Genomic DNA, 24,977 nt, shown 5'->3' with positions numbered 1-24,977 from the left:
CTCGCCAGGTTCACCTGGGCCCGGGCCGCCGAGGGCACGGTCGCCCGCTACCGCGAGGCCATCGCCGCGGCGCCGCAGCGGACGGCCCGATGACCCGCGTGCCGCCCGTACTCCCGCTTCTGACGCTTGTGATTCCAGCCGCACCCGACCACGAAGGCAGGCCCGAGTGCTGACCGTCGACTTCACCCGTTTCCCGCTCGCCGCAGGCGACCGCGTGCTCGACCTCGGCTGCGGGGCCGGGCGGCACGCCTTCGAGTGCTACCGGCGCGGTGCGCAGGTCGTGGCGCTCGATCAGAACGGTGAGGAGATCCGCGAGGTCGCCAAGTGGTTCGCGGCCATGAAGGAGGCCGGGGAGGCGCCCGAGGGCGCCACCGCCACCGCCATGGAGGGCGACGCCCTTCAACTCCCCTTCCCCGACGAGTCGTTCGACGTCGTGATCATCTCCGAGGTCATGGAGCACATCCCCGACGACAAGGGTGTGCTCGCCGAGATGGTGCGCGTGCTCAAGCCGGGCGGCCGGATCGCCGTGACCGTGCCGCGCTACGGGCCCGAGAAGGTCTGCTGGGCGCTCAGCGACGAGTACCACGAGGTCGAGGGCGGCCATATCCGCATCTACAAGGCCGAGGAGCTGCTCGGCCGGATGCGCGAGGCCGGGCTCAAGCCGTACGGGACGCACCACGCGCACGCGCTGCACTCGCCGTACTGGTGGCTCAAGTGCGCCTTCGGCGTCGACAACGACAAGGCGCTGCCGGTGCGCGCGTACCACCAGCTCCTGGTCTGGGACATCATGAAGACCAAGGGCATCTCGACCCTCACGCGCGCCGCCGAGCGGGCCCTCAACCCGGTGATCGGCAAGAGCTTCGTGGCCTACGCGACCAAGCCGCACCTGCCCAAGTCGTCCGTGGCCACCGAGGATGTCGCGGCGGGCGCCAAGTGACGACTCCCCGGACGCAGCATCTCGTACTGCCCGGGGTCCTCACCGCGGAGCAGGCCGCGCACACCGTCGAAGGGATCCTCGCGTGCCAGCGCGAGGACGGCGCCATCCCGTGGTTCCGGGGCCACCACCTCGACCCGTGGGACCACACCGAGGCCGCGATGGCCCTGGACACGGCCGGTGAGCACGAGGCCGCCGAGCGCGCGTACGACTGGCTCGTGCGCACCCAGCGCGAGGACGGCTCCTGGTTCGCCGCCTACGCCGACGGGGACGCCGAGGCGCCCACGGACCGCGGCATCGAGTCCAACTTCTGCGCGTACATAGCCGTCGGCGTCTGGCACCACTACCTCGCCACCGGCGACGACACCTTCCTCGACCGCATGTGGCCCGCTGTCTACGCGGCCGTCGAGTGGGTGCTCGGCCTTCAGCAGCCCGGCGGGCAGATCGGCTGGAAGAGGGAAGAGGACGGCACTCCCGTCACGGACGCCCTGCTGACCGGATCGTCCTCGATCCACCAGGCTCTGCGCTGCGCCCTCGCCATCGCCGATGAGCGCGAAGAGCCGCAGCCCGACTGGGAGTTGGCGGCCGGCGCCCTCGGTCATGCGATCCGGCGCCACCCGGAGCGCTTCCTCGACAAGGACCGCTACTCCATGGACTGGTACTACCCGGTCCTAGGCGGAGCCCTGACGGGCGCCGACGCCAAGTCCCGTATAGAGGAAGGCTGGGAGCGTTTCGTCGTGCCCGGACACGGGGTGCGGTGCGTGTCGCCCAACCCGTGGGTGACCGGCGGCGAATCCGCCGAACTCGCCCTCGCCCTGTGGGTGATGGGGGAATCCGACCGGGCGCTCGAGATCCTCAAGTCGATCCGGCATCTGCGCGACCCGGAGAGCGGTCTGTACTGGACCGGCTATGTGTACGAGGACAGCGCGATCTGGCCGCAGGAGCTCACGGCATGGACCGCGGGCGCGCTGCTGCTCGCGGTGGCGGCGCTCGGCGGCCACGAGGCCACCTGCGCGGTGTTCGGCGAGAACCGGCTGCCGGCGGGGCTCGAGCCGGACTGCTGCCGCTGACCTCCGGCGGGGGACAGGAGCCGTCGGCAGCAGTCGGGCGGGCTCAGTAGCGACGCAGCCGGTTCGCCGCCATATGGCCGACGAACAGGTAGACGATCGCGGCGAGCCCGTAGCCGCAGACGACGCGCGCCCAGGCCTCGTCGAAGGTGAACAGGTCGTGTGACCAGCCGGCGAGCCAGCGGGCGGCGTCCTGGATGAACTGCACGAGGTCGTTCGCACGGTTCGCGTCCAGGAGATACATCAGGATCCACAGGCCGATGATCGCGGCCATGATGTCGGCGATCACCGCGATGACCGTGCCGGCGTGCCAACCCCTACCGTTGCGAGACATAAGCATCGAGTGACCGGATCGCGGAGGTTGAAACTCCGGTGGATCCCGGGCCCGGCCCACGGACGGGCTCGCCCGAGTGGCGGTACGCCGGGACCCGGGTGAGGCTGCCTCCAGGGCCCGGTGACAAGCCCCACCGCGGCCCACGCGATCCGTGGGAGGTCCACCGTGCTCACCGCAGGCTCAGCGAGCGGCCGTCCGCTCCTTGTCCGTATGGCCGTCGCCGTTCTCCTGTGCGGCGCCCTCCTCGCCGGCGTCACCGCCTGCGGGAGCAGCGACAACGACGCCGGGGCCGACCCGAGCAGCACCAGCACGGCCGAACAGCAGAAGTTCGCCAAGACGCGGTTCGTGGCCAACGCGGGGCTCGCCGCCGGGGCCGCGTATCAGTGGATCATCAAGCCCGCCCGTGACGGCAAGTTCAAGGCGGGTGCGGACGGTCGTAAGTTCACGATGGTCAAGGCCGGTCTGGCCGGGGCGTTCGCGTACAACCGGCTGAAGGCCGCGGCGAAGAACGCGGAGGGCGACCCGCTCCTTGCGAAGGCGGTCGCGCCGCTGACCGCGGGCATCGAGTCCCTCAAGGACCTGCCGGCGAAGCTGCGCAAGGGCGAAGGCGCCGACGACGCGGCCGGCATCTTCGACAATGTGATCAACTCGGTGAAGGACGCGGGCAAGGAGGCGGGGGCACCGGTGGTCGACAAGGTGCCGTCGATGTCGCAGCTGGGCGGCTGAGCCGCGCGCAGGCCGACGCGGGGCCCGGGTGTATCCGTACGCCCGGGCCTCAGGCGTTCAGCTCCGCAAGCACCCGCAGGGTCTCCCTGTCCGGGGACATCAGGAGCAGGTCCGTCACCGGGCCCTTGCGCCACAACTCCAGGCGTTCCGCGATGCGTTCGCGCGGGCCCACGAGGGAGATCTCGTCGGCGAAGGCGTCCGGGACGGCCAGCACCGCCTCCTCCTTGCGGCCCTGGGCGAAGAGCTCCTGGATGTGGCGGGCCTCGGCCTCGTATCCCATCCGGGCCATCAGATCGGCGTGGAAGTTCTTCGAGGCGTGCCCCATGCCGCCGATGTAGAAGCCGAGCATCGCCTTCACCGGCAGCAGGCCGGCCGAGACGTCCTCGCAGACCTGCGCGCGCGCCATCGGGGCGATACGGAAGCCCTCGGGCAGCTCGGTGAGCGAAGCCTCGTAGACGTCCGTGCGCGTCGGCGACCAGTACAGCGGCAGCCAGCCGTCCGCGATCCGGGTCGTCTGCGCGATGTTCTTGGGGCCCTCGGCGCCGAGGAAGATCGGGAGATCGGCGCGCAGCGGGTGCGTGATCGGCTTCAGCGGTTTGCCGAGTCCGGTGCCGTCCTCGCCCGCGTACGGGTGGGAGTGGAAGCGTCCCGGCAGGCTCACCGGGCCTTCCCTGCGCAGGACTTGGCGGATCACGTCCACGTACTCGCGGGTCGCGGTGAGCGGGCTCTTGGGGAACGGGCGCCCGTACCAGCCCTCCACGACCTGCGGTCCCGACAGGCCGAGCCCCAGCATCATCCGGCCGCCGGAGAGGTGGTCGAGGGTGAGCGCGTGCATCGCCGTGGCGGTCGGCGTGCGGGCGGCCATCTGGGCAACCGCCGTACCCAGCTTGATGGTCGAGGTCTGCGAAGCGATCCAGGTGAGCGGGGTGAAGCAGTCGGAGCCCCAGGCCTCCGCCGTCCACACGGAGTCGTAACCGAGCCGCTCGGCCTCCTGGGCGAGCGGAACGTGTTCGGGCTTGGGGCCGCGTCCCCAGTAGCCGAGGGTGATCCCGAGCCGCATCCCTGCCCCCTTCGCGCGAGCTGACGGAGTGTCAGCTGCGGGCACTGTAAGGGGTGTGTGGAGACAACACAACGGGCGTCCGGGACGGCGGCGGGCGTGCGGGGACGGCGGCGGGCGTGCGGGGGCGGCGGGCGTGCGGGAACGGCAACGGGAACGGCAACGGCCCTCCGCCTGCGAGAGGCGGAGGGCCGTGCTGTCTGCGTGCGGTGCTTGTGCCGGGCTCAGCCGCGCTGGATGCCCGTCGTGTCCTGGAGCACACCGCGACGGCCGTCCTGGGTCTGGGCGATGAGGCCCGGACCGCGCTGCTCGACCGCGAGGTACCAGGTACCGGGGGCGAGTTCGGCGATCGGGGTCGGGTTGCCGTCCTCGCCGTACAGCGGACGCGGCACCGGCACCGCGAACCAGAACGGGGAGAAGTCACCCTGCGGCGCCGGGGCAGCGGCCTGCTGCGGGCCGGGCTGCGTGGGGGCCGGGGCGGGCTGGCCCTGCTGCGGGTAACCGCCCTGCGAGGGCTGCTGACCGTACGGCGCCTGCGGCTGACCCTGCTGGGCGCCCGGGTAGCCGTAACCACCCTGCGGCTGCTGGCCGCCGTACTGCGGGGCGGCGGGGCGGGGGGCTCCCATGAGGGGGGCCTTGAGGGCGGGGACGAGGCTGGTGGCGATCGCGCCGGCGGCGAGCACGAGCGCGGCGATGAGGCCGAGGATCATGCCGGTACCGGCCTCGGGGCCCCCGCCCGGGGCGCCTTCGACGTCGATGAAGCCGGCCAGGTCGAACATCTTGAACAGTGCGCTCAGCGCCGAGGCGACGGTGAACGCGATGCCGACCTGCCCCAGGTCGAGACCCGCCACCTGGCGGGCCGGCTGCTGAGCGCGGCCGAGCGCGATCAGGATCGCGCCGAACAGGCCGAGGAGGAAGACGCTGACAAGGAGATTGCCGTCATCCCATGCCGTGACGGTCTCGCCGCCCTCGTCTTCGAACGTACCCAGGAAAGAGGCGATGAACAGCAACACCGCTGCTGCGATCACCACGCCGTCGCCTCGTGTCAGAGAGCGGAAATTCACTTCAGGTCCTTCATCGTCGTCGAGTCGTCGGTGGGCGTCGCTGTCGCCGGTGCGCGGGTGCGGAGCGCGGGCAAGATCCCGGTGGCCCCCCATCGTACGGATGACACTATCGCCCGATCAGCCAAGGTGTCTGCTCGGTATAAAGACCCCGACTCTCTACCCGGCTGTGAGAAAGGAGATGCGGGACCGCGCTATTGGTTCCCGATGGGATGCGGCAGCATGGTCGATCTCCGGAACTGGCGTACGCGTACGACGATTACGCACAGGACCCGCACAACACCCGCCCACCCGCTCGCCGTACGAGCGCCGCCATGGAGGCCCTGATGTCCGCGACCCCCAAGCCCGAGGTGCGCACCGCCTTCGAGGCCGCGAAGGGCTTCATGCCGCTCGACGAGGGGCTCGCCCTCTACGCGGCGGCCGTCGAGGCCGGAGCGCTCGGTCTCCCGCTGCTCGAAGTGGGCACGTACTGCGGGCGTTCCACGATCCTGCTCGCCGACGCCGCTCGCGAGACCGGTACGACGGCGCTCACCGTGGACCACCACCGGGGCAGCGAGGAGCAGCAGCCGGGCTGGGAGTACCACGACCCGGAGGTCGTCGATCCCGAGGTCGGGCGGATGGATACACTTCCGACATTTCGCCGCACACTGCACAGAGCGGGACTTGAGGACCATGTCATTGCCCTGGTCGGCAAGTCGCCGCAGGTGGCCCGGGTGTGGGGTGGCTCACTGGGGTTCGTGTTCATCGACGGCGGGCACACCGACGAGCACGCCGTCGCCGATTACGAGGGCTGGGTGCCGCATCTCGTCGAGGGCGGGCTGCTCCTGATCCACGACGTCTTCCCGGATCCCGTGGACGAGTTCACCGGGCAGGCCCCGTACCGCATCTATCTCAGGGCCCTGGAGTCCGGCTCCTTCACCGAGGTCTCGGCGACCGCCTCGCTGCGGGTGCTGCGGCGGACCGGTCCCGGCATGTGAGGCGTCTCTCCCTTATATGCGCGTGAGGCGGCGGGTGTGAGGCGGCTCACGGACGCGGGATCGGCAGTTCCCGCAGCGGGTCGCCGCCGTCGATGAAGAGCCGGGCGTCCGCCGTGGCCGCCAGGGCGATCCGGCGCAGCATCCGCTCCCCGGCCGCGGGATGGCGTCCGTCGAGTGCGCCGACGCGGACGGCGAAGACCAGGTCGTAGGGCTCCTCGTCCGGTTCGAGGGTGAAGTCCTCGCCGGCGACCTGGCGGACGCTCATCCGGCCCGACGCGATCTCCTGCCGCGCGGCGGCCGCCGCCTGGGCGATCGCGGTGGCGGACCGGTCGACGGCCAGGATGTGGCCGGTGGTGAGCCGCTGTGCGACGGCCCGTGCGGCCGCGCCGGGCCCGCACCCGATCTCCAGGACGCGGGAGTGCGGCTCGAGGGGGAGCGCGTTCACGATCGCGGCCAGCCGCGGCGACAGGTGTACCGGCATGAGACGCACGATAGGTGCCGCCCGGCGGCAGCCCCAGCCGCACGACAGGTGTCGCCCGGCGGCCGCCCCGGTCGTACGGGTGCGTACCGGGCCGTCGAATGCGTGACCGGGATCCGGCCCGTCCGCAAGGCGTAGGCTCGCCCCGTGTCCTACTCGTACGACGATCCGGATGATCCCGGCCCGCAGCCGCGCCGCCCCCTGAGGCGAGGCGGTGGCCTCGTCGCGGTCGCCGCCCTGGTGCCGACGGCGCTGGCCGGCTGGCTGCTCTGGCAGGCGATGGGCGGTGGCGCCGAGGAGGACGAGCCGCCGAAGGTGCTGCCGCTGCCGAGCCAGTCGACGTCCGCGGGGAAGGCGAGCCCGTCGGGTGAGGCGCCCTCGAAGACGCCCGACGACCCCAAGCCCTCGAAGTCCACGAAGAAGCCGGCCGCGGATCCGAAGGGCCCGCTGTCCGGCAAGGTCGTCGTCATCGACCCCGGGCACAACCCGTCGAACTTCCGGCATCCGCAGGACATCGCCCGCCTCGTCGACATCGGCACCAACAAGAAGGAGTGCGATACGACGGGCACCTCCACCAACTCCGGTTATACGGAGGCGGAGTTCACGCTCGACGTCGCGCACCGCATCCGCGAGCTCCTGGAGGACCAGGGCGCGACCGTCAAGCTGACCCAGGACCGCAACCGCGCCTTCGGCCCCTGTGTCGACGAGCGCGCCGAGATCGGCAACGAGGCGAAGGCGGACGCGGTCGTCTCCGTCCACGCCGACGGTTCGGCCGCCGGCAACCGCGGCTTCCATGTGATCCTCCCGGCGGCCGTGGACTCCGGTTCCGCCGACACCCGCGTGATCGTCGGCCCCTCGCGCGATCTGGGCGCGCGGATCGCGGGCCGGTTCGTCAGCGCGACCGGCATGAGCCCCTCGAACTACATCGGCGAGGGCACCGGCCTCGACGTGCGCCGCGACCTCGGCGGCCTGAACCTCAGCAAGGTCCCCAAGGTGTTCGTCGAGTGCGGCAACATGCGGGACGCCAACGACGCGGCGCTGCTCGGCAGTTCGTCCTGGCGCCAGAAGGCGGCCAAGGGGATCACGGACGGGATCTCCGGGTTCCTCACCTCGTAGCGGATACGGGGCCGCGGTCTCAGCTGAACAGTCCCTGGACGCTGGTGACGAAGGCCTGGGCGATTGTCACTAGCCCTGCCACAGTGGCAACGCGGGTACTCAACGCGTCGGCGTCGTCGGCAAGTTGCTGCGAGTCGGGCCGGGGCTGCCCGAGCTCCCGGCCGATACGCGCGAGCCAGCGCCGGGCGGCGGCCCGGTCCGCTGCGCTCAGCTCGCCTTCGTGGGCATCCATTGCCGTACGCAGTCGCGCGAACTCCGCGCGGGCCGCGGCGAGCGCGGGTGAGACCGGCGCGCGGCCGATGGTGTTGGACTGGGTCATGTCGCCCCCGATCCGTCCCGTGTTGATCTGGTTGCTGTCACCTGCGACGTGGACCCCGTCGTCGGAATCGCCTCGTCCGCGGAATATGGCCATGGTCACCCCTTCGGATTCACTTCACTTCCGGACTGGTTGGTCTGGTTCGCCTGCTTCATGGCGCCGCCCAGGACTCCTGTGTTCACCTGGTTGTTGTCGCCGCTGACGAAGATGAACTGGGCGGCTTGCCGGCGGAAATCATCCGTCGCCACGCCTCGGGCGGCGAGGAAGGAGCTCGCCGAAGCAAACATGCTGCTCTGCAGGATCGATATGTGGCGTGAGGCGTCCTCGTGTTGGTGCATGTCCGCGATGCCGTCGTCCGAACAGTGCTCACGCAGGCTCACGGCCCTGTCGTCGTCAACAGGTGCTTTGTGCGGGTCGAACGCTTCGGCGACCTTGCGCAGGGCGCGTTCCTTCCTCTTCTCGGCGCGGAGCGTGCCGAGGGCCCGGCCTGTTCTCTCGTACAGGCGGTGGGCGAGAGCCGCCACATCACCCAGCGCTTGGACCGGCGTCTGGATGACCTTCCAGACCAGTTCGCCGCCGTGCGCCGCCTCGAGACGCACGTCCTTGTGTAGAGGCGCGAGTGCGTGAGGCCTGGTCACGAAGGTGAGGGTCTGTCCCTCCAGGGCGGCATGGGCGAAGACGGTGACCACGATGTCGCCTTCCCAGTCGACGACTTGCGCCGCGAGATAGCGGCGGCGGAAGTGGCCAGAGGGCGGCAGGCATGACTCGTCCATCATCTCTCCGGCCTCCGGCCACGCCACACGGCCGTCCGTGTCCGGCGTCTCCGTCCCCTTGGCTGCGGGGAGCTTCTTCCACTCGGAGTCGGGAACCGCGAATGCCTCGAACACATCGCAGTCCGGCAGGGCATGCGACTCGACCAAATGGCCCCGGAGTTTCCTGAGTTCGTCGCGTACGTGATCGAGTAGATCGTCGGCCTCGAACTTGCGCATGCCGCTCCGCGTGGCAGCGGGCTCCCGCTCCACCAGTCCCGGAGTGGCGTCGTCCTCCTGGGGTGCCTCGTCGGTGGTGTCACCGGCAGGGGATAGCTGGATACGCACGACGTTCCTGTAGGCGCTCCGGCTCGCCCCGACGAACCGGTCCACCAGTTGCTCACGCCGGTACGGCATGGCCTGCCATGTCTCGGCTGCAGCGCATGCCGCCACCCGCCGGGCAGCGCCAGGTGCGAAGCGGGGGCGCATCTGTGCGCCGAGCGCCCGATTCCCCGACAGTGACGCGATGTAGGCAAAGGCGACCCAGCGATCGCATGCGTACACCCCCGCCAGCAGCGCCGTCAGCCAGAAGGCGGCGGACGGCAGGTCGGACAGTGCCTGGTGAACGAGCGGCAGATAGGGCTTCAGCTGCCCCCATGCGATGAGTGCCCCGGCGGTGAGGAGCGCCGCCGCGACCAGCGATCGGGTGCCCCACTGTGCGATTCTCCGGAGTCGGCCCTGGGCGATGAGCAGTTGGAACAGCAGCATCGCGGCTGCGAGCGCGCCCGCGCCCCACGGGTGCCGTACGACGACCAGGGCGGCTGTGGAGGCCAGCGCGCAGACCCGGATGTGGCGTACCCGGTCAGCGGCGACACTGTGCACCAGAGCGGGCACGATGCTGAAGCCGAAGGAGGGCACCGGCCGCTTGGGCGCGGTCAGGATCTCCTTCAGTATCCAGCGGGCGAAGCTGTCGCCCTGCCGAGGGGTCAGCTGGCGGATCTGCCGCTGCTGGCGGCCCATCGTCCGGTCGTGCCACCGCCCGATCCGGTCCTTCACCTGCCCGATCCGGTCCTCGCGTGCGTGCGCGGCAGAGGCGACCCGTCGGCTCGTCGGATTCGCGTCGGGGAGCGGCCCACGCTTTGTGTACGTGCTGCGCCGCGCTCCGTGCCCGTTGGGGGAGAGCGGCAATCCGGTCAGTGTGTCCACCGGGACTTGAGGCTCCGGCGCAGACTTCGGCCCGGCCGGACGAGCCCCATAGGCTGTCGCGTCGTCGGGCGACAGACTCCACCAAGGCCGTAGGGTCATGCACCACCTCCTCGGGACCCCCGCTCCACGAGGGGGCTCATCCTGCCCGGGCGGATGCGAGCTCGCCAGAGGGCAATGCCTTCGCGGCGGCGATTGGCCGGAATCGCCCCTCGCCCGGCGAACCCCCCGTCGCCAAAAGCCGACCGCGATCTGACCTTCCGTCAGATTGGAACGTGTTCTACTCTGCCCGCCATGGGCATCGGGATCACGCAAGAGCAACGGGAGTTGGCCGACGCTGTCCGTGGCTGGGTGGCCAGGGCTGTGCCGCCGGAGGAAGTGCGCAAGGTGCTCGACGCGCCCGGCGGCGGTGGGCGGCCGGGGTTCTGGGGTGGTCTCGCCGAGCAGGGGCTGCTCGGAGTGCATCTGCCGGAGGAGTACGGGGGAGGGGGCGGCGACCTCGTCGATCTGGCGGTCGTCGTGGAGGAGGCCGCCAGGGGCGCGCTGCCCGGCCCGTTCCTCGCCGGCTCCCTTGCCTCGGCGGTGCTCCACCGTGCCGGCGAGCTCGAGTTGACGGCCGCGCTGGCCGGGGGCGAGCGGATCGGGGCGGTCGCGCTGACGGCCGGGACCCTCACCTTCGTACGGGACGGCGAAGGGTATCTGCTCGACGGCGAGGCGCCGCCCGTGCTCAGCGGGGGTGAGGCGGATCTGGTGCTGCTGGCCGCGCAGGGTGCGGAGGGTGTGCGGTGGTTCGCCGTGGACGCCGCCGATCTCGTCGTACGGCTGCAGGAGAGCGCCGATCCGACGCGGCCGACCGCCGAGGTCAGAGCCGTGGGGGCGCGGGGGCGGCTGCTCGCCGTGGACTCCGGGCTCGTACGGGATCTGGCGGCGGTGGTGTTCGCGGCCGACGCGTGCGGGACCGCGGCGTGGGCGCTGTCGACGGCGGCCGAGTACGCCAAGGTGCGCGAACAGTTCGGGCGGCCGATCGGGCAGTTCCAGGGGATCAAGCATCTGTGCGCCGACATGCTGGTGCGGGTCGAGCAGGCCCGGGCGCTGGTGTGGGACGCGGCGCGGGCGGCCAGTGAAGAGGACGCGGACGTACGGGAGTTGGCGGGTGCGCTGGCCGCGTCCGTCGCGCTCGACGCCGCGTACGCGTGCGCCAAGGACTGCATTCAGGTGCTCGGCGGGATCGGGTTCACCTGGGAGCACGACGCCCATCTGTATCTGCGGCGGGCGCTGGTCGCGCGGCAGCTGTTCGGCGCGGGGGACGCGCACCGGCTGCGGGCGGTACGGCTCGCGGAGGGCGGGGCGCGCAGGGAGCTCCGGCTCGAACTGCCCGCCGAGGCGGAGGAGTTCAGGGCGCAGGCGCGGCAGGTCATCGAGCCCGTACGAGGCCTCGATCCCAAGGCCGTACGGCGGGAGCTCGCGCCGAGCGGCTATACGGCGCCGTATCTGCCGAAGCCCTACGGACTCGGGGCCGGGCCCGTGCAGCAGCTCGCGGTGCAGCAGGAGCTCAAGGCCGCCGGGGTGAAGGTGGCCGATCTGGGGATCGCGACCTGGGTGGTGCCCTCGCTGATCGCGTACGGAACGCAGGAGCAGCAGGACCGCTACCTCGCACCGACGCTCCGCGGCGACCTCCTGTGGTGCCAGCTGTTCAGCGAGCCCGGGGCGGGCTCCGATCTCGCCTCGCTCAGGACCAGGGCCGAGCGGGTGGACGAGGGCTGGAAGGTCAACGGGCAGAAGGTGTGGACGAGTTCGGCGCAGTGGGCGGACTACGGGATCCTGCTCGCCAGGACGAATCCGGACGCGCCCAAGCACAAGGGGCTCACGTACTTCGTCATCGACATGAAGAACACCCCGGGCATTGATATCCGCCCGCTGAAGGAGATCACCGGGGAGGCCATGTTCAACGAGGTCTACTTCGACGATGTGGTGCTGCCCCCGGACGCGGTGGTCGGGGAGATCGACGGAGGCTGGAAGGTCGCGCGGAACACGCTCGGCAACGAGCGGGTGCACATGGCCGACCAGATGACCTTCGACACCGGGCTCGAGAAGCTCATCGCACGGGCCGCCGATCTCGACAACGCGACCCGGGCGAGGATCGGCGGGCTCGCGGCCGAGGCGCACGCGCTCGCCTGCATCGGGCTGCGGACCACGCTGCAACAGGTGTCGGGGCTCGAACCCGGGGCCGGAGCGTCCATACGCAAGCTCGTCCAGACTCCGCACCAGCAGAAGGTCGCCGAGCTCGGGCTCGAACTGCTGGGCCCCGCGGGCGCGTTGCGCGAGGGTCCGGGCGAGCGGGCCGTGCACTCCTTCCTCATGTCCCGCTGTCTGACCATCGCGGGCGGCACCACCCAGGTCCAGCTCAATGTCGTCGCCGAGCGCATTCTCGGCCTGCCCAGGGACTGAAAGGCCACACCAGGATGAAGACGTACATCGTCGGCGTAGGCATGACGAAGTTCGAGAAGCCCGAGAGCCGGGACTGGCAGTACTGGGACATGGCCAAGGAGGCCGGCACCAAAGCCCTCGAGGACGCCGGGATCTCGTACGACCTCGTCGAGCAGGTCCCGGTCGGCTACTGCTTCCAGGCCTCCACGGCCGGTCAGCGGGCCGCGTACGAGATAGGGCTCTCCGGCGTCCCGGTCTACAACGTCAACAACAACTGCGCGACCGCGTCCACCGCGCTGATGATGGCCCGGCAGTTCGTGGCCGGCGGGCTCAACGACTGTGTGCTCGCGCTCGGCTTCGAGAAGATGAAGAAGGGCGCGCTCGGCGGCGGAGCGGACGGCGGCGACTTCAAGACCTCGCCCGTCGCACGGCACTACGGGATCATGGCCGCCAAGCACGGCTTCGAGATGTCCCCGCCCACCGCGCAGATCTTCGGCGACGCGGCCCGTGAGCACATGGAGCTGTACGGGACGACGGAGGCGCAGCTCGCGGCGGTCGGCGCCAAGAACCACAAGCACTCGGCGAACAATCCGTACGCCCAGTTCCAGGACGTCTACACGGTCGACGAGATCCTCGCCGCCAAGACCATCCACCGGCCGCTCACCAAGCTCCAGTGCTCGCCCACATCGGACGGGTCCGCGGCGGCCGTGGTGGTCTCGGAGCGGTTCGTCGAGCGGCACGGTCTGGAGGACCGGGCCGTCGAGATCGTCGCGCAGACCATGACCACCGACACCGAGGAGTCCTTCGCCGCGGGCTCGTGCATCGACGTCGTGGGCAAGCCGATGTCCGCGGCGGCGGGACGCCAGGTCTTCGAGCAGGCCGGGCTGGGGATCGAGGACGTCGACGTCATCGAGCTGCACGACTGCTTCTCCGTCAACGAGCTCCTGACGTACGAGGCGCTCGGGATGTGCGCGGACGGTGAGTCCGGCAAGCTCGTCGAGTCCGGGGCCACGACATACGGCGGCAAGTGGGTCGTGAACCCGTCGGGCGGCCTGATCTCCAAGGGCCACCCGCTGGGCGCGACCGGACTCGCCCAGGTCGCCGAGCTGTCCTGGCAGCTGCGGGGGCAGGCCGGGGCGCGGCAGGTCGAGGGGGCGCGGGTGGGGCTCGCGCACAACATCGGGCTGGGTGGAGCGGCGGTGGTGACCTTGCTGCGGCGAGGGTGAGGTCCCCGCATCCGGCCATTGCTCGTCGCGCCCCTGACCTGCGATGATCCTGAGCCTGCTCATGACCACGGGGGAGCGTTCAGTCATGCGACTTTCGAGACCGGGCCGTCTGCTGGTGGCGGCCGGAATCGCCGCCGTCTCCGCCATGGGGTGCGGCAGTCCTTCCGCCGACGAGACGGAAGGACTGCCGGTCCAGGTGGTCAACATGTCGGCGTGGGATGCCCAGGTATTCGGCTGTCCGCAGTGCGGAGAGCGTGGCCTCGGGGTCGTGGGGGACCCCGACCGGTCAGCGGGCGGCGGTGCCACCTTCGGGTGGGCAGAGGAACGCGAGTGGCCTGTCACGTACAAGGTGGTCGTCCGCGGGGTGGAGTCGACGTGCCCGTTCATCGACCCCGAGCCAGGGAAGTCGGAAGGTGCCGTCGGCACCCGTGACGTCATCTACCTGGTGGACGAGACCGGCAAGTGCGTCGAAGGCCCGGCGGACATGGACCTCCTCTGACGGTGGAGTCCTAGTCCCGAAGACCGATGGCCGTTGCATCGAAACCCCGATGCAGCGGCCGTCGGCGGCCTGAGAGCATGGCGGTCATGGCCCAGACACCCACCCAAGCCCCGATAACCACCGGTACGTCACGCCGTTCCATTCCGACCTGGGCGGTGGTGCTCACGGCGTGTGCGGGCCAGTTCCTCGTCGTGCTCGATGTGTCCGTGGTGAACACCGCGCTCCCGTCGATGCGCTCCGACCTGGGCCTGAGCGCGCTCGGCCTGCAGTGGGTGGTCAACGCGTACTCGATCGCCTTCGCCGGCTTCATGCTGCTCGGCGGGCGGGCCGGGGACCTCTTCGGGCGCAAGCGGATGTTCCTCGTCGGGCTCGCGCTGTTCACGGCCGCCTCGCTCGCGGGCGGTCTCGCGCAGGAGAGCTGGCAGCTGCTCGCCGCCCGCGCCGTCCAGGGCCTGGGCGCCGCGGTGCTCGCACCGTCCACCCTGACCCTGCTCACCTCGGCCGTCCCCGAAGGGCCGGCCCGTATCCGCGCCATCGGCACCTGGACCGCCGTCGGAGCGGGCGGCGGCGCGGCCGGCGGTCTGGTCGGCGGGGTGCTCACCGATCTCCTGTCGTGGCGCTGGGTGCTCCTGATCAATGTGCCCATCGGGGTCCTGGTCCTGGTCGCCGCCGTGTTCTGGCTGAGCGAGAGCCGGGGCGGCGAGCGGCGCCGGCTCGATCTGCCGGGCGCGGTCCTGGTGACGGCCGGGCTCGCGACCCTCGCGTACGGGATCGTGCAGACCGAGGTGGAGGGCTGGACGGCGCCCGCGACGCTGGTACCGCTGGCCGCCGGACTGCTCCTCATCGCGGTGTTCCTCCTGGTCGAGGCGCGGACCAAGGCGCCCCTGATGCCGCTCGGGCTGTTCAAGGTGCGGTCCGTGGCGGCGGCCAACGCGGTCATGATGGTCTGCGGTGCGGCCAGCTTCGCCATGTGGTTCTTCATGACGGTGTACGCGCAGAACGTCCTCGGCTACTCCGCCATCGAGGCCGGACTCGCCCTCGTCCCTTCCTCGTTGACCGTGATGCTCGGCTCCAAGCTCGCGCCCCGTCTGATGCGCGTGATCGGCGCCAAGAACGTCACGATCCTCGGCATCCTGATCGCGGCCTCCGGCTACGGACTGCAGCAGGCGACGATCGCGCCCGACGGCGGCTACCTCAGCTCGATCCTGTTCCCCGGCATCCTGATGATGCTGGGCGCCGGCCTCGCCATGACCCCGCTCGCGTCGCTCGCCACCTCGGGCGCCGCGCCCTCGGAGGCGGGCCTGGTCTCCGGCCTGATCAACACCTCGCGCACGATGGGCGGCGCGCTGGGCCTGTCGATCCTGTCGACGATCGCCGCGGCACACTCGGGCGGCGGCTCGGATCCGGCGGCGCTGACGGACGGCTATGCGGCGGCGTTCCGTACGAGTGGGCTGATCCTGCTCGGGGGAGTGGTCCTCGTTCTGCTGTGGATGCCCTCGGAGCGGGCGCCCAAGGTGCCCGCGGCCCGCAAGTCCGCCTAGCGCTGGGGCTGTTGGTGCGGCTTCCCGGGCCGGCCTCGGGTGCGGCTCCCGGTCCGGCGCTGGGTGCGGGTGCGGCTTCCGGTCCGGCGTCGGGTGCGGCTTCCGGTCCGGCTGTCGGTCCGTAATCAGGTCCGGCTGTCGGTCCGGCCTAGTGCAGGGCCTCCTGCCCGACATCGGCCGAAAGGCGCGCCGTCACCCGGAACCCGCCCCGCTCCCCGGGCCCCCACTCCAGCTCACCGCCCGCCTGCGCAAGGCGCTCGGTCAGCCCGCGCAGTCCGCTGCCGGAGGCCTGGGCCCCCTTGCCCGGGGACCGGCCGTCGTCGGTGACGGTGAGCCGGGTGTCGTCGGTGGTGCCGGTGACCTCGATACGGCACGTCGTGGCCCCCGAGTGCCGTACGACATTGGTGACGGCCTCCCGTACGACCCAGGCGAGCAGCGCACCGGTCACCGGGGACGGAGCGGGACCCGAACGCCGGACCACCGCCTCGATGCCCGCGGAGGCCAAGGTGTCGCGGGCGCGGTCGAGTTCGGTGCCGAGGCTCGACTCGCGGTAGCCGGTGACCGCCTCGCGTATCTCGGTGAGTGCCTGGCGGCCCACGGTCTCGATATCGGCGATCTGCCGCAGCGAGGCGTCCCGGTCATGGGGTGCGAGCCGCCGGGCCGCCTCGGACTTCACCACGATCAGGGAGAGGGTGTGGCCGAGCAGATCGTGCAGATCGCGCGAGAAACGCAGCCGTTCCTGCTCCACGGCCACCCGGGCCAACTCCTCGCGGGTCTCGCGCAGTTCGACCACCTTCTCCGAGAGCGCGAGGATCGCGGCGGTGACAAGGCCGGAGAGCAGCGTGCCGTATCCGCTGGTCACCGCCGACCAGGCGTCCGTGTCCCGCCAGGCCCCGGTGACGGCGGCCGAAACGGTCAGTGCCCCGACCGTCCAGGCGAGCCGCCGCCCGCGCAGCGCCGTACCGACCGCGAGGGAGAGCAGCGGGAACAGGGCGAGCCACGGGCCCCCGTACCCGATCGCGAGACCGAAGGTGACCGCCGCCATGCCGGTGAGCGCCACGTAGGTCCAGCGGGCATCGCGCCGCCGGAAGGTCTGCAACACCACGGAGACGTAAAGGGAGTTGAAGACGAGCAGCCCGATCCCGCCCACCCAGGGATTGGGTGTCTCTCCCCGTACGACATTGGAGAAGGCCCCCATGCCCAGCAGCAGCCACGGCAGGAAGGCGAACGCGCTGCGCGGTCCGGGCCCGCCCTTGCGCCGGGGCTGCGCCGGCCCGCTCCCGCTCTGCGCCTCGCTCGGCCGCTCGCTCTGCGTATGCGTCACGGGGGTCATGGTCACACCGTCCGCGCCGAACGACGATAGGACGACGCGGCATAGGCGCCGAACAGCAGCAGCCAGCCGCACAGCACGAGGACCGTGGTGGCACCCGGCGCCGCGCCTTCGGTCGTCGACCAGCCGAGGTCCGCGAAGCTGTGCGCGGGCGTGTAGTCGGACAGGGCGCGCAGCCAGCCGGGGAACAGCTCGGACGGGAACCACAGGCCACCGACGACGGCCAGGCCCATGTTGCAGATCATGTTGACGACGCCGGTGGTCTGGGTGCTCAGGCGGTAGCCGTTGCCGAGGCCGAGCAGCGTGAACGGCAGCGCGCCCAGCCACAGGAGCAGCACCAGGGCGACCCACTGCCAGGCGTCCATGCGTACGCCGTTGACGAGCGCGCCCGCGGTCAGTACGGCGGCGATCGCCGGCAGCACCGTCACCGAACCGCTCAGCGCCCGCCCCGTCACCACCTGGCGCGGCGTGAGCGGGGTGACCCTGAGCTGGCGCAGCCAGCCGTGCGCGCGGTCGTCGGCGACGGCGGTCCCGGTGCCGAGGGCCGCGCCCAGCGCACCGTAGGCCGCCATGCCGACCATGGCGGAGGTCTTCCAGTCGCCCGAACCCCCGTCGCTCGCACCGATGTTGGTGAACAGCAGATACATCAGGACGGGCATCCCGATCCCGAAGACCACGAAGCCGGTGTCGCGCAGGGTGCGGCGCACTTCGAGGCGCAGATAGTCGAGCAGCACGGAGTGGGGCCGCGGCTTGACGAGGTCGGCGGTCATCACACCAGCTCCAGATCAGGGGTGGTCAGGGCGAGGAACGCGTCCTCCAGGGAGGCGGGTTCGACCCGCAGGGCCCGTACGGCTCCCCGTCCGGCGAGCGCGACCACGGTCGCGTCCGAGTCCTCGCTGCGCAGGCTCGCCCGCTCGCCGCGTATCTCCACCGCGGTCACCCCGGGCAGTGAGGTCAGCCAGCCGGAGTCCTGCCCGGCGAGATCGAAGGAGACCAGCGTCCCGCCGGCCCGCCGCTTGAGGTCCTCGCCGGTGCCGTCCGCGACGATCCGGCCGTGGTCGATGACCACGATGCGGTCGGCGTTCGCGTCCGCCTCCTCCAGATAGTGCGTGGAGAACAGCACGGTGTTGCCGCGCCGCGCATAGCCGCGCATCGCCTTCCAGAACGCGTGGCGGGCCTCGACATCGAGGGCCGCGGTCGGCTCGTCGAGCACGATCAGCCCGGGGTTCCCGGCGAGCGCGAGAGCGAACCGTACGCGCTGCACCTGGCCGCCCGACAGCCGGTCCGCACGCCGGTCGGCGAACTCGCTCAGACCGGCGAGCGCGAGGGCCTCGGCGACCGGCATCGGCCGCGGATACGTACGGCCCACGAAGGTGACGAGCTCGCGCACCGTGACCCGCGGGATCGGACGGCCGTCCTGCAGCATCGCACCCACCCGCCCCGCGCGGACGGCCGATTCGGGCCGCTCGCCGAACAGGCGGACCGTGCCCGCGTCGGGCTCGTCCAGGCCGAGCAGGAGCGAGATCGTGGTGGACTTGCCGGCGCCGTTGCGGCCGAGCAGCGCGACCGTCTCACCGCGCCCGACGGCGAGATCGACGCCGTCCACGGCGGTGACGGAGGGGAAGGCCCGGACCACTGTGCTCAGGTCCACGGCCGGCGTGGTCGTTGTCATGCCATGACCGTAGGGAGCGGGGGCGGGGCGGCGGCAGAACCTCCTGTCAGGAGCTCCGTAGGACAAATGTCATGCCCGGCGCATGACAGGGGCATCAGCACGCTCCTGAAGAGGAACTTCCTGTACAGACCCCGTATCTGACGTGGCGTCAGAACGTGCTGCCCGAGCTCTTCACAACTGCCGGGGGCTGCGTTATACATGGGGATCACTGGCCTAGAACGCGTTCTAGAACGGGTCTTCCGGAGTACGTCCGGGACTCGTGCGGAACGCATCGGGGCCGGTCCGATGCGACCTCGGTGCGGCCGACGGTGCGGACGGCCGCACCGAGGTCTTCCACGTGCGTGACCGCACTGCTCACGCGCATGAAACAGCCCAAGGAGCAGCGTCCCCATGCCCATTGATGCCGCAAAGGCCGTCTCCTCCGAGCCGCGCAGCACCGACCTGACCTGGGACCACAAGGACATCCAGCTCTACCACCTGGGTCTTGGCGCGGGAATCCCCGCGACCGACCCGGACGAGCTGCGCTACACCCTCGAGTCCAAGCTGCAGGTCCTGCCGAGCTTCGCGACCGTGGCGGGCGGTGGGATGGCCGCCGCGGGCGGCCTGTCCGCGCCCGGCATCGACGTCAACCTCGCCGCGGTCCTGCACGGCGGCCAGAAGGTCACGCTGCACCGGCCGATCCCCGTCAAGGGCAAGGCGGTCCAGAGCTCGACGATCCCGGCCGTGTACGACAAGGGCAAGGCCGCCGTGATCGTGATGCGCTCGGAGGTCACCGACGACGAGGGCCCGCTGTGGACCTGCGACACCCAGATCTTCGTCCGCGGCGAGGGCGGTTTCGGCGGTGAGCGCGGACCCTCCGACCGCCTCGAACTGCCCGCCCGCGCACCGGACAAGACCGTCGAGAAGCCGATCCGCGAGGACCAGGCGCTCCTGTACCGCCTGTCCGGGGACTGGAACCCGCTGCACGCCGACCCCGAGTTCGCCAAGCTGGCCGGCTTCGACAAGCCGATCCTGCACGGGCTGTGTTCCTACGGGATGACGCTCAAGGCCGTCGTCGACAGCGTGCTCGACGGCGATGTGACCCGCGTCCGCTCGTACACCACACGCTTCGCAGGTGTGGTCTTCCCCGGCGAGACCCTGCGGATCCGCATCTGGCAGCTCGACGGCAAGGTCCAGGTGTCGGTGACCGCGGCCGAACGGGACGACGCGCCCGTGCTCGCGGACACCGTGGTCGAGCACTCCTGATCCCCGTAACCCCCACACGTACTACGCCTGTTCCGCACCGCATCCGAGAAGGAGCCGCACCATGCGCGCAGCTGTACTGCACGAGATCGGCCAGGACAAGCTGGAAGTGCTCGACGACTTCGAGACCACCGGCTTCGGGCCCGGCAAGGTGAAGATCCGGGTGCGGGCCACCGGCCTGTGCCACTCGGACCTGTCCGCGATGAGCGGTGTGCTGCCGCAGCCCGGCCCGTTCGTGCCGGGACACGAGGGCGCCGGCGAGATCCTCGAGGTCGGCGAGGGCGTCACACACGTCAAGCCGGGCGACCGGGTCCTGGTGTGCTGGCTGCCCGCGTGCGAGATCTGCCCCGCGTGCAAGCGCGGCCAGAAGCAGCTGTGTCTTGCCGGGTTCATGAACGCGGGCATCCCCAACTACAAGCGCCCCAGCGGTGATGTGTTCGGCTTCGCCGGCACCGGCACCTTCGCCGAGGAGACCGTGGTCGACGCACGATGCGCCGTGCCGATCCCGGACGACGTGCCCTTCGACATCGCCGCGCTCATCGGCTGCGGTGTCACCACCGGGCTCGGCGCGGCGATCAACACCGCGGACGTCGCGGCCGGTTCCTCTGTCGCCGTGATCGGCTGCGGCGGTGTCGGCATCTCCGCCATCCAGGGCGCGAAGCTCAAGGGCGCCGCCGAGATCGTGGCCGTGGACCCGGTGGCCTCGCGGCGCGAGGCGGCGCTCAAGTTCGGCGCCACCAAGGCGATCTCGCCCGAGGAGCTGGACGACGCCAAGCAGAACATCACCGGCGGCGAGGGCTTCGACTACGTCTTCGAGGTCGTCGGCAAGTCCGCGACAGCCCGCAAGGCGTACGAGACCACCCGCCGCGGCGGCAGCCTCATCGTGGTCGGCGCGGGCGCGCTCGACGACTACCTGCAGTTCAACATGTTCGAGCTGTTCTTCGACGAGAAGAAGATCCTGCCGTCCATGTACGGCGGCGGCGACGTCCTCACCTCGTACGAGCGGGCCATCGCGCTGTGGCGCGCGGGCCGTATCGACCTCGAGGGCCTGATCACGCACCGGGTGCCGCTGAGCGAGATCAACGAGGCGATCGAGCAGATGCGGACCGGTGTCGCGCTGCGCACCTGCATCGAGATCTGAGCACGTCGAACCGATTGTCTACGAGGGGACTTCGATGTCACAGCAGACTGGCCCGCTTGCCGGCCTCTCCGCGATCGTCACCGGCGCCGGACGCGGCCGCGGCCGGGCCGAGGCCCTGGAACTGGCCCGGCTCGGCGCGAGCGTCGTCGTCAACGACTACGGGCAGCCGGGCCGGGACGGTTCCGGTGAGGCTTCGTCGACCCCTGCCGAGCAGGTCGTGGCCGAGATCGAGGCGGCGGGCGGCCGGGCCGTAGCGCACCTGGGCGACGTCGCCGACCACGAACAGGCCCGTCAGCTGGTGCAGTTGGCGGTCGACTCGTTCGGCAAGCTGGACATCCTGGTCAACAACGCGGGCATTCTGCGCGACCGGATGGTCTTCTCGATGTCCGAGGACGAGTGGGACTCGGTGATCCGCGTCCACCTCAAGGGCCACTTCAACACCACGCACTTCGCCTCCGTGCACTGGCGCGAGCGGTCGAAGGCGTCCGGTGGCCCGGTCTTCGGGCGGATCATCAACACCTCGTCCGAGGCCTTCCTCGCGGGCTCGGCCGGTCAGCCCAACTACGCCGCGGCAAAGGGCGGCATCGTCGGACTGACCACCTCGTCCGCGCTCGCCCTCGGCAAGTACGGCGTGACGGCCAACGCCATCTGCCCGCGCGCCCGCACCCGGATGACCGAGGACGTCTTCGCCGGCTTCCAGGAGCCGACCGACGGCGGACTCGACAAGCTGGCGCCCGAGCACGTCGCCCCGCTCGTCGGCTATCTCGCCTCGCCCGCGGCCGCGAAGGTCAACGGGCAGCTGCTCGTGGTGCACGGCGGGATGGTCGCGGTGGTCGAACGGCCCAAGGTGGCCGCGAAGTTCGACACCGCCAAGGAGGTGTTCACGTACGACGAGCTCGATGAGCTGATCACCCCGTGGTACGAGGAGCGCCCGGCGGGGGAGACCTTCGCGGCGGCCGAGGTACTGGGGCTCAAGCACGGCTAGGTTGCCTCGCCCCTCGCCCCTCGCCCCTCGCCGCTGTGGGCAATCGTGCCGCAGGGCGGCACGGGTGGGCACAGCGGCACCCCGCCGGAGGCGCACCCGCAACGGTCAGCTGCGGCGGCCGTCAGCGCCCCGCCAACCGCCCCGTAAGCAGGGCCTGTTGCAGCGGAACCGGCCGCAGCGCGTTCGCGGCCGGTTCGCGCTCGGGCGCGGCCTCGACGGGCTCCGGCAGTCGCATCGGCTCCGGCGCGACCGGTGCCATCCGGGCGAGGCCGCACGGGGTGTCCTCGGTGACGTAGGGCAGCAGCAGCTCCTGGCCCGGCGACCACAGACCGCTGCCCAGCCAGCCGTACGGCGCCGCGAACTGCTGGGTCGCTCGCTGCTGCGGAGACCAGATCCCGGCCCAGCTGCCCGCCGCGCCGTCGATCCTGAGCGCCACCGCGCAGGCCTCGGGGCTGAGGACCTGACCGGGCTGTATGGCGAACGGCGTCACCGTGCAGTCCTCCAGACGCAGCCCTTCGGGGAAACGTATCGGCAAGGTCGAACCGAGCTGACCCCAGCCGAGCCGGTCCTCACCCGGCGCGTTCGAGCGCACCAGGATGAAGCCGCTGCCGGGGTCGGCGAGCAGCAGCCGGTCGTCGGAGTCGTCGCCGATCTGGAGCAGCGGCGAGACCTCACCCCCGCGCTCCAGATCGACGGCGACCGTCTTCGTGCGCCCGTCCAGGTGCTGGTCGAGCGCGAGCATCCGGCCCGTACGGTCCAGCCACACCCCGCCCGAGCAGCGGCCCGGCACCTGCGCGACCAGTTCGGGTCCGAACGCGCCGCCCGCCACCAGCCAGACGGAACTCGACCGCTCACCGGGCGCGAGTCCATACGCCGGACTCCCGCTGGGCGAGGGCGGAAGCAGCGTCAGCTCGGCCGTCTCCACGGCGCCGAGCGGCAGTTGACCCGTGCCGGGGCCCGTCGGGTAGAGGAGCGAGAACATGTGGCGGCCGTCCGCGAGCCGGTGCACGAGCACCCGTCCGTCGGCCAGTGGCAGCACCTCCGTGTCCGGCTCCTCGGGCTGGTCGAGCGGCAGCGGCACCACATAGGGCTCGGGGCTGTCGAGGCTCCAGCGCTCGGGGCACCAGACCTCGCCGCGCGGTGCGAGCCGCGCCGCGTAGGAACCGTCGGCCGCGATCGTGAACCCCGGACGCCCAGCCTCCACTGTTCCCTCGGGCACACCGTCCCCGGGGACCGCATCCGTCGCACACGCCGTCGTCGTCATCCGGCCTTCACCTCCGGTGACGAAAGCTAGTTTTCGCACGCACTGGCGTGGGACGCGCGGCCTCACGCTTCACACCAAAGGGTGGCGATGTCCTGATTCGCCTGAGAGGGGGGAGGTCCCTGTGCTGTTGCCCTGCTGTCGGGAGCGTCACAGGGGGTGGCTGTGCCCTCCGTTGCCCCGGATGCGTAAGGTGAGGGTTACCTAAGCAAATCCTGTGTGCGCACCTCCCCGGCGTAAGGCCGTGTGCGCCTCGCCTTTATGGAGCGTCGATGTCCCTTCGCCGCCGCGGCACCGCCGCCGCAGCCCTCGCCGTAGCCGCCGCGCTCACCCTCGGTGCCTGCTCTTCCTCGGACAGCAGCGGGGACGGTGCCAAGAAGTCGGAGAACGGCGCCGGCAGCAAGAAGGTCGCGACCGGCGGCGAGGACTTCACGAAGGCCGCCGAGGACACCGCGAAGATGGGCACGGACGCCAAGCCCGGCGAGTTCCCGCGCACCATCACGCACGCCCTCGGCAAGACCGAGCTCGAGGCGCAGCCCAAGCGCGTCGTGGTGCTCGACGTCGGCGAGCTCGACAACGTCGTCTCGCTCGGCGTCAAGCCCGTCGGCTACGCCCCCACCGAGGGCGACGACGGCATCCCCGAGTACCTGAGCAAGGCCGCCGGCAGCCCGAAGGACGTCGGCACGATCAACTCCCTCAACCTGGAGGCGATCGCGGCCCTCAAGCCCGACCTGATCCTCGGTTCGCAGCTGCGTGCGGAGAAGCTCTATCCGCAGCTCTCCAAGATCGCCCCGACCGTGTTCTCCATCCGCCCGGGCTTCACCTGGAAGGAGAACTACCTCCTCAACGCCACCGCGCTCGACAAGCGGGCCGAGGCCGAGGAGAAGATCGCCTCGTACGAGGAGCAGGCGAAGAAGCTCGGTGCGGACCTCGGCGAGAAGAAGCCGACCGTGACGATGCTGCGCTACATGCCGGACCGCATCCGCCTGTACGCGAAGGCCTCGTTCATCGGCACGATCCTCGAGGACGTCGGCGTCCCGCGCCCGAAGAACCAGCAGATCAACGATCTCGCCACCGAGATCAGCCCCGAGAAGATCGACGAGGCCGACGCCGACTGGATCTTCACCGGTGTCTACGGCGACGTGAACAAGACCAAGCGCGACACCGCCGAGGACAACCCGCTCTGGAAGAAGCTCGGCGCCGTCAAGAACGGCCAGGCCGAGGACGTCCCGGACGAGACCTGGTACCTGGGCCTCGGCGTGACGGCCGCCCACGAGGTCCTCGACGACCTGCGGGGCTTCCTCGTCAAGTAACGCTCAAACTACCTGAGTTCACCGTCCCCGGCCGCCTCGTGCGGCCGGGGACGGTTGCGTTTCCGCGCCCTGTCCTTCATTCTGAACATAGGTTCATGAACAAGTGTTCATAACGGAGGTCGAGATGACGCAGATCGTGAACGTCCAGCAGTCCGAAGCCTGGAACGGATACGAGGGCGAGCACTGGGCCGCCCACCACGACCGCTACAACGCCATCAACGGCGGCTTCAACGAAGCGCTCCTCGACGCGGCCGGCATCGATGCGGCGAGCCGCGTGCTCGACCTCGGCTGCGGCGCCGGACAGACCAGCCGGCTCGCGGCC

At 70.8% G+C, this 24,977-nt stretch carries 23 protein-coding genes and 1 pseudogene; 14 read left to right on the top strand and 10 right to left on the bottom strand.

Annotated features, from left to right (window positions below; translation table 11 throughout):
* Window positions 1–166 precede the first annotated feature (166 nt).
* Both ABT367_RS31665 and ABT367_RS31660 read left to right on the top strand, forming a co-directional pair.
* Entirely contained in the window at window positions 167–937 is a 771-nt protein-coding gene (locus tag ABT367_RS31665) for a class I SAM-dependent methyltransferase (RefSeq protein WP_352256709.1), read from the top strand.
* Window positions 934–2,004 carry a prenyltransferase/squalene oxidase repeat-containing protein gene (locus ABT367_RS31660; RefSeq protein WP_352256708.1) on the top strand — a complete coding sequence of 357 codons (1,071 nt, stop codon included), beginning with the start codon at window positions 934–936 and terminating at the stop codon, window positions 2,002–2,004. The genes ABT367_RS31665 and ABT367_RS31660 overlap by 4 nt, the downstream gene beginning before the upstream one ends.
* Before the next feature lie 43 nt (window positions 2,005–2,047).
* On the opposite strand, the gene ABT367_RS31655 is transcribed toward ABT367_RS31660, so the two are convergent.
* Window positions 2,048–2,341, bottom strand: coding sequence for a hypothetical protein (locus ABT367_RS31655; RefSeq protein WP_352256707.1), 294 nt, complete (start codon window positions 2,339–2,341; stop codon window positions 2,048–2,050).
* A 204-nt stretch (window positions 2,342–2,545) separates the two neighbouring features.
* Here ABT367_RS31655 and ABT367_RS31650 point away from each other — a divergent pair, with 204 nt between their 5' ends.
* Window positions 2,546–3,061: a hypothetical protein gene (locus tag ABT367_RS31650; protein ID WP_352256711.1), complete on the top strand. Its 516-nt coding sequence runs from the start codon at window positions 2,546–2,548 to the stop codon at window positions 3,059–3,061.
* A gap of 49 nt (window positions 3,062–3,110) precedes the next feature.
* Here the strand turns inward: ABT367_RS31650 and ABT367_RS31645 are convergent, their stop codons facing one another.
* Complete coding sequence (locus tag ABT367_RS31645; RefSeq protein ID WP_352256706.1) at window positions 3,111–4,121, bottom strand: LLM class F420-dependent oxidoreductase; 1,011 nt, start codon at window positions 4,119–4,121, stop codon at window positions 3,111–3,113.
* Window positions 4,122–4,342: 221 nt separating this feature from the next.
* A complete protein-coding gene (locus tag ABT367_RS31640; protein WP_352256705.1) occupies window positions 4,343–5,182 on the bottom strand; it encodes a hypothetical protein in 840 nt (279 codons plus the stop codon).
* A 323-nt stretch (window positions 5,183–5,505) separates the two neighbouring features.
* Here ABT367_RS31640 and ABT367_RS31635 point away from each other — a divergent pair, with 323 nt between their 5' ends.
* Window positions 5,506–6,156: a class I SAM-dependent methyltransferase gene (locus tag ABT367_RS31635; protein WP_352256704.1), complete on the top strand. Its 651-nt coding sequence runs from the start codon at window positions 5,506–5,508 to the stop codon at window positions 6,154–6,156.
* Window positions 6,157–6,202: 46 nt separating this feature from the next.
* Here ABT367_RS31635 and ABT367_RS31630 read toward each other — a convergent pair whose 3' ends face one another.
* Window positions 6,203–6,637, bottom strand: coding sequence for an SAM-dependent methyltransferase (locus tag ABT367_RS31630; protein ID WP_352256703.1), 435 nt, complete (start codon window positions 6,635–6,637; stop codon window positions 6,203–6,205).
* Between the two features lie 144 nt (window positions 6,638–6,781).
* Here ABT367_RS31630 and ABT367_RS31625 point away from each other — a divergent pair, with 144 nt between their 5' ends.
* On the top strand, window positions 6,782–7,750 hold the full coding sequence (locus ABT367_RS31625) for an N-acetylmuramoyl-L-alanine amidase (RefSeq protein WP_352256702.1): 969 nt from the start codon (window positions 6,782–6,784) through the stop codon (window positions 7,748–7,750).
* Between the two features lie 19 nt (window positions 7,751–7,769).
* Here ABT367_RS31625 and ABT367_RS31620 read toward each other — a convergent pair whose 3' ends face one another.
* The gene (locus ABT367_RS31620; RefSeq protein WP_352256701.1) at window positions 7,770–8,162 is read right to left on the bottom strand and encodes a hypothetical protein; all 393 of its coding nucleotides are present in this window, start codon (window positions 8,160–8,162) and stop codon (window positions 7,770–7,772) included.
* Between the two features lie 2 nt (window positions 8,163–8,164).
* On the bottom strand, window positions 8,165–9,871 hold the full coding sequence (locus tag ABT367_RS31615; RefSeq protein ID WP_352256700.1) for a hypothetical protein: 1,707 nt from the start codon (window positions 9,869–9,871) through the stop codon (window positions 8,165–8,167).
* Between the two features lie 441 nt (window positions 9,872–10,312).
* Here ABT367_RS31615 and ABT367_RS31610 point away from each other — a divergent pair, with 441 nt between their 5' ends.
* From ABT367_RS31610 to ABT367_RS31595, 4 genes are all read left to right on the top strand, one after another.
* Window positions 10,313–12,466: an acyl-CoA dehydrogenase gene (locus ABT367_RS31610; RefSeq protein ID WP_352256699.1), complete on the top strand. Its 2,154-nt coding sequence runs from the start codon at window positions 10,313–10,315 to the stop codon at window positions 12,464–12,466.
* A 14-nt stretch (window positions 12,467–12,480) separates the two neighbouring features.
* Window positions 12,481–13,671, top strand: a complete 1,191-nt coding sequence (locus ABT367_RS31605) for a lipid-transfer protein (protein ID WP_352256698.1) — start codon at window positions 12,481–12,483, stop codon at window positions 13,669–13,671.
* Window positions 13,672–13,756: 85 nt separating this feature from the next.
* Window positions 13,757–14,170 carry a hypothetical protein gene (locus ABT367_RS31600; RefSeq protein WP_352256697.1) on the top strand — a complete coding sequence of 138 codons (414 nt, stop codon included), beginning with the start codon at window positions 13,757–13,759 and terminating at the stop codon, window positions 14,168–14,170.
* An 86-nt stretch (window positions 14,171–14,256) separates the two neighbouring features.
* Complete coding sequence (locus ABT367_RS31595; protein WP_352256696.1) at window positions 14,257–15,711, top strand: DHA2 family efflux MFS transporter permease subunit; 1,455 nt, start codon at window positions 14,257–14,259, stop codon at window positions 15,709–15,711.
* Window positions 15,712–15,859: 148 nt separating this feature from the next.
* On the opposite strand, the gene ABT367_RS31590 is transcribed toward ABT367_RS31595, so the two are convergent.
* Genes ABT367_RS31590 through ABT367_RS31580 form a run of 3 tightly spaced genes read right to left on the bottom strand, consistent with a single transcriptional unit; the run spans window position 15,860 to window position 18,713 of the window.
* Window positions 15,860–17,044, bottom strand: a complete 1,185-nt coding sequence (locus ABT367_RS31590; protein ID WP_352256695.1) for a sensor histidine kinase — start codon at window positions 17,042–17,044, stop codon at window positions 15,860–15,862.
* A gap of 2 nt (window positions 17,045–17,046) precedes the next feature.
* Window positions 17,047–17,811, bottom strand: a complete 765-nt coding sequence (locus tag ABT367_RS31585) for an ABC transporter permease (RefSeq protein WP_434975582.1) — start codon at window positions 17,809–17,811, stop codon at window positions 17,047–17,049.
* Window positions 17,811–18,713 carry an ABC transporter ATP-binding protein gene (locus ABT367_RS31580; protein WP_352256694.1) on the bottom strand — a complete coding sequence of 301 codons (903 nt, stop codon included), beginning with the start codon at window positions 18,711–18,713 and terminating at the stop codon, window positions 17,811–17,813. Before ABT367_RS31580 ends, ABT367_RS31585 begins: the two co-directional genes overlap by 1 nt.
* Before the next feature lie 390 nt (window positions 18,714–19,103).
* Here ABT367_RS31580 and ABT367_RS31575 point away from each other — a divergent pair, with 390 nt between their 5' ends.
* The 3 genes from ABT367_RS31575 to ABT367_RS31565 all read left to right on the top strand — a co-directional run bounded on the left by ABT367_RS31575 (window position 19,104) and on the right by ABT367_RS31565 (window position 22,081).
* Window positions 19,104–19,958 carry a MaoC/PaaZ C-terminal domain-containing protein gene (locus tag ABT367_RS31575; RefSeq protein ID WP_352256693.1) on the top strand — a complete coding sequence of 285 codons (855 nt, stop codon included), beginning with the start codon at window positions 19,104–19,106 and terminating at the stop codon, window positions 19,956–19,958.
* 61 nt (window positions 19,959–20,019) lie between these two features.
* A complete protein-coding gene (locus ABT367_RS31570) occupies window positions 20,020–21,096 on the top strand; it encodes a Zn-dependent alcohol dehydrogenase (protein ID WP_352256692.1) in 1,077 nt (358 codons plus the stop codon).
* A 34-nt stretch (window positions 21,097–21,130) separates the two neighbouring features.
* Window positions 21,131–22,081, top strand: a complete 951-nt coding sequence (locus ABT367_RS31565; protein WP_352256691.1) for a 3-oxoacyl-ACP reductase — start codon at window positions 21,131–21,133, stop codon at window positions 22,079–22,081.
* A 121-nt stretch (window positions 22,082–22,202) separates the two neighbouring features.
* On the opposite strand, the gene ABT367_RS31560 is transcribed toward ABT367_RS31565, so the two are convergent.
* Window positions 22,203–23,345, bottom strand: coding sequence for a hypothetical protein (locus tag ABT367_RS31560; protein ID WP_352256690.1), 1,143 nt, complete (start codon window positions 23,343–23,345; stop codon window positions 22,203–22,205).
* 269 nt (window positions 23,346–23,614) lie between these two features.
* Here ABT367_RS31560 and ABT367_RS31555 point away from each other — a divergent pair, with 269 nt between their 5' ends.
* Both ABT367_RS31555 and ABT367_RS31550 read left to right on the top strand, forming a co-directional pair.
* Complete coding sequence (locus tag ABT367_RS31555; protein ID WP_352256689.1) at window positions 23,615–24,655, top strand: ABC transporter substrate-binding protein; 1,041 nt, start codon at window positions 23,615–23,617, stop codon at window positions 24,653–24,655.
* Between the two features lie 124 nt (window positions 24,656–24,779).
* Window positions 24,780–24,977 (top strand): annotated as a pseudogene (locus ABT367_RS31550) (class I SAM-dependent methyltransferase); the annotation flags it as partial.

It is taken from the genome of Streptomyces mesophilus (assembly GCF_040300965.1).
Classification (GTDB): Bacteria; Actinomycetota; Actinomycetes; order Streptomycetales; family Streptomycetaceae; genus Streptomyces; species Streptomyces mesophilus_A.
This window is presented reverse-complemented; position numbering and strand designations above follow the sequence as displayed.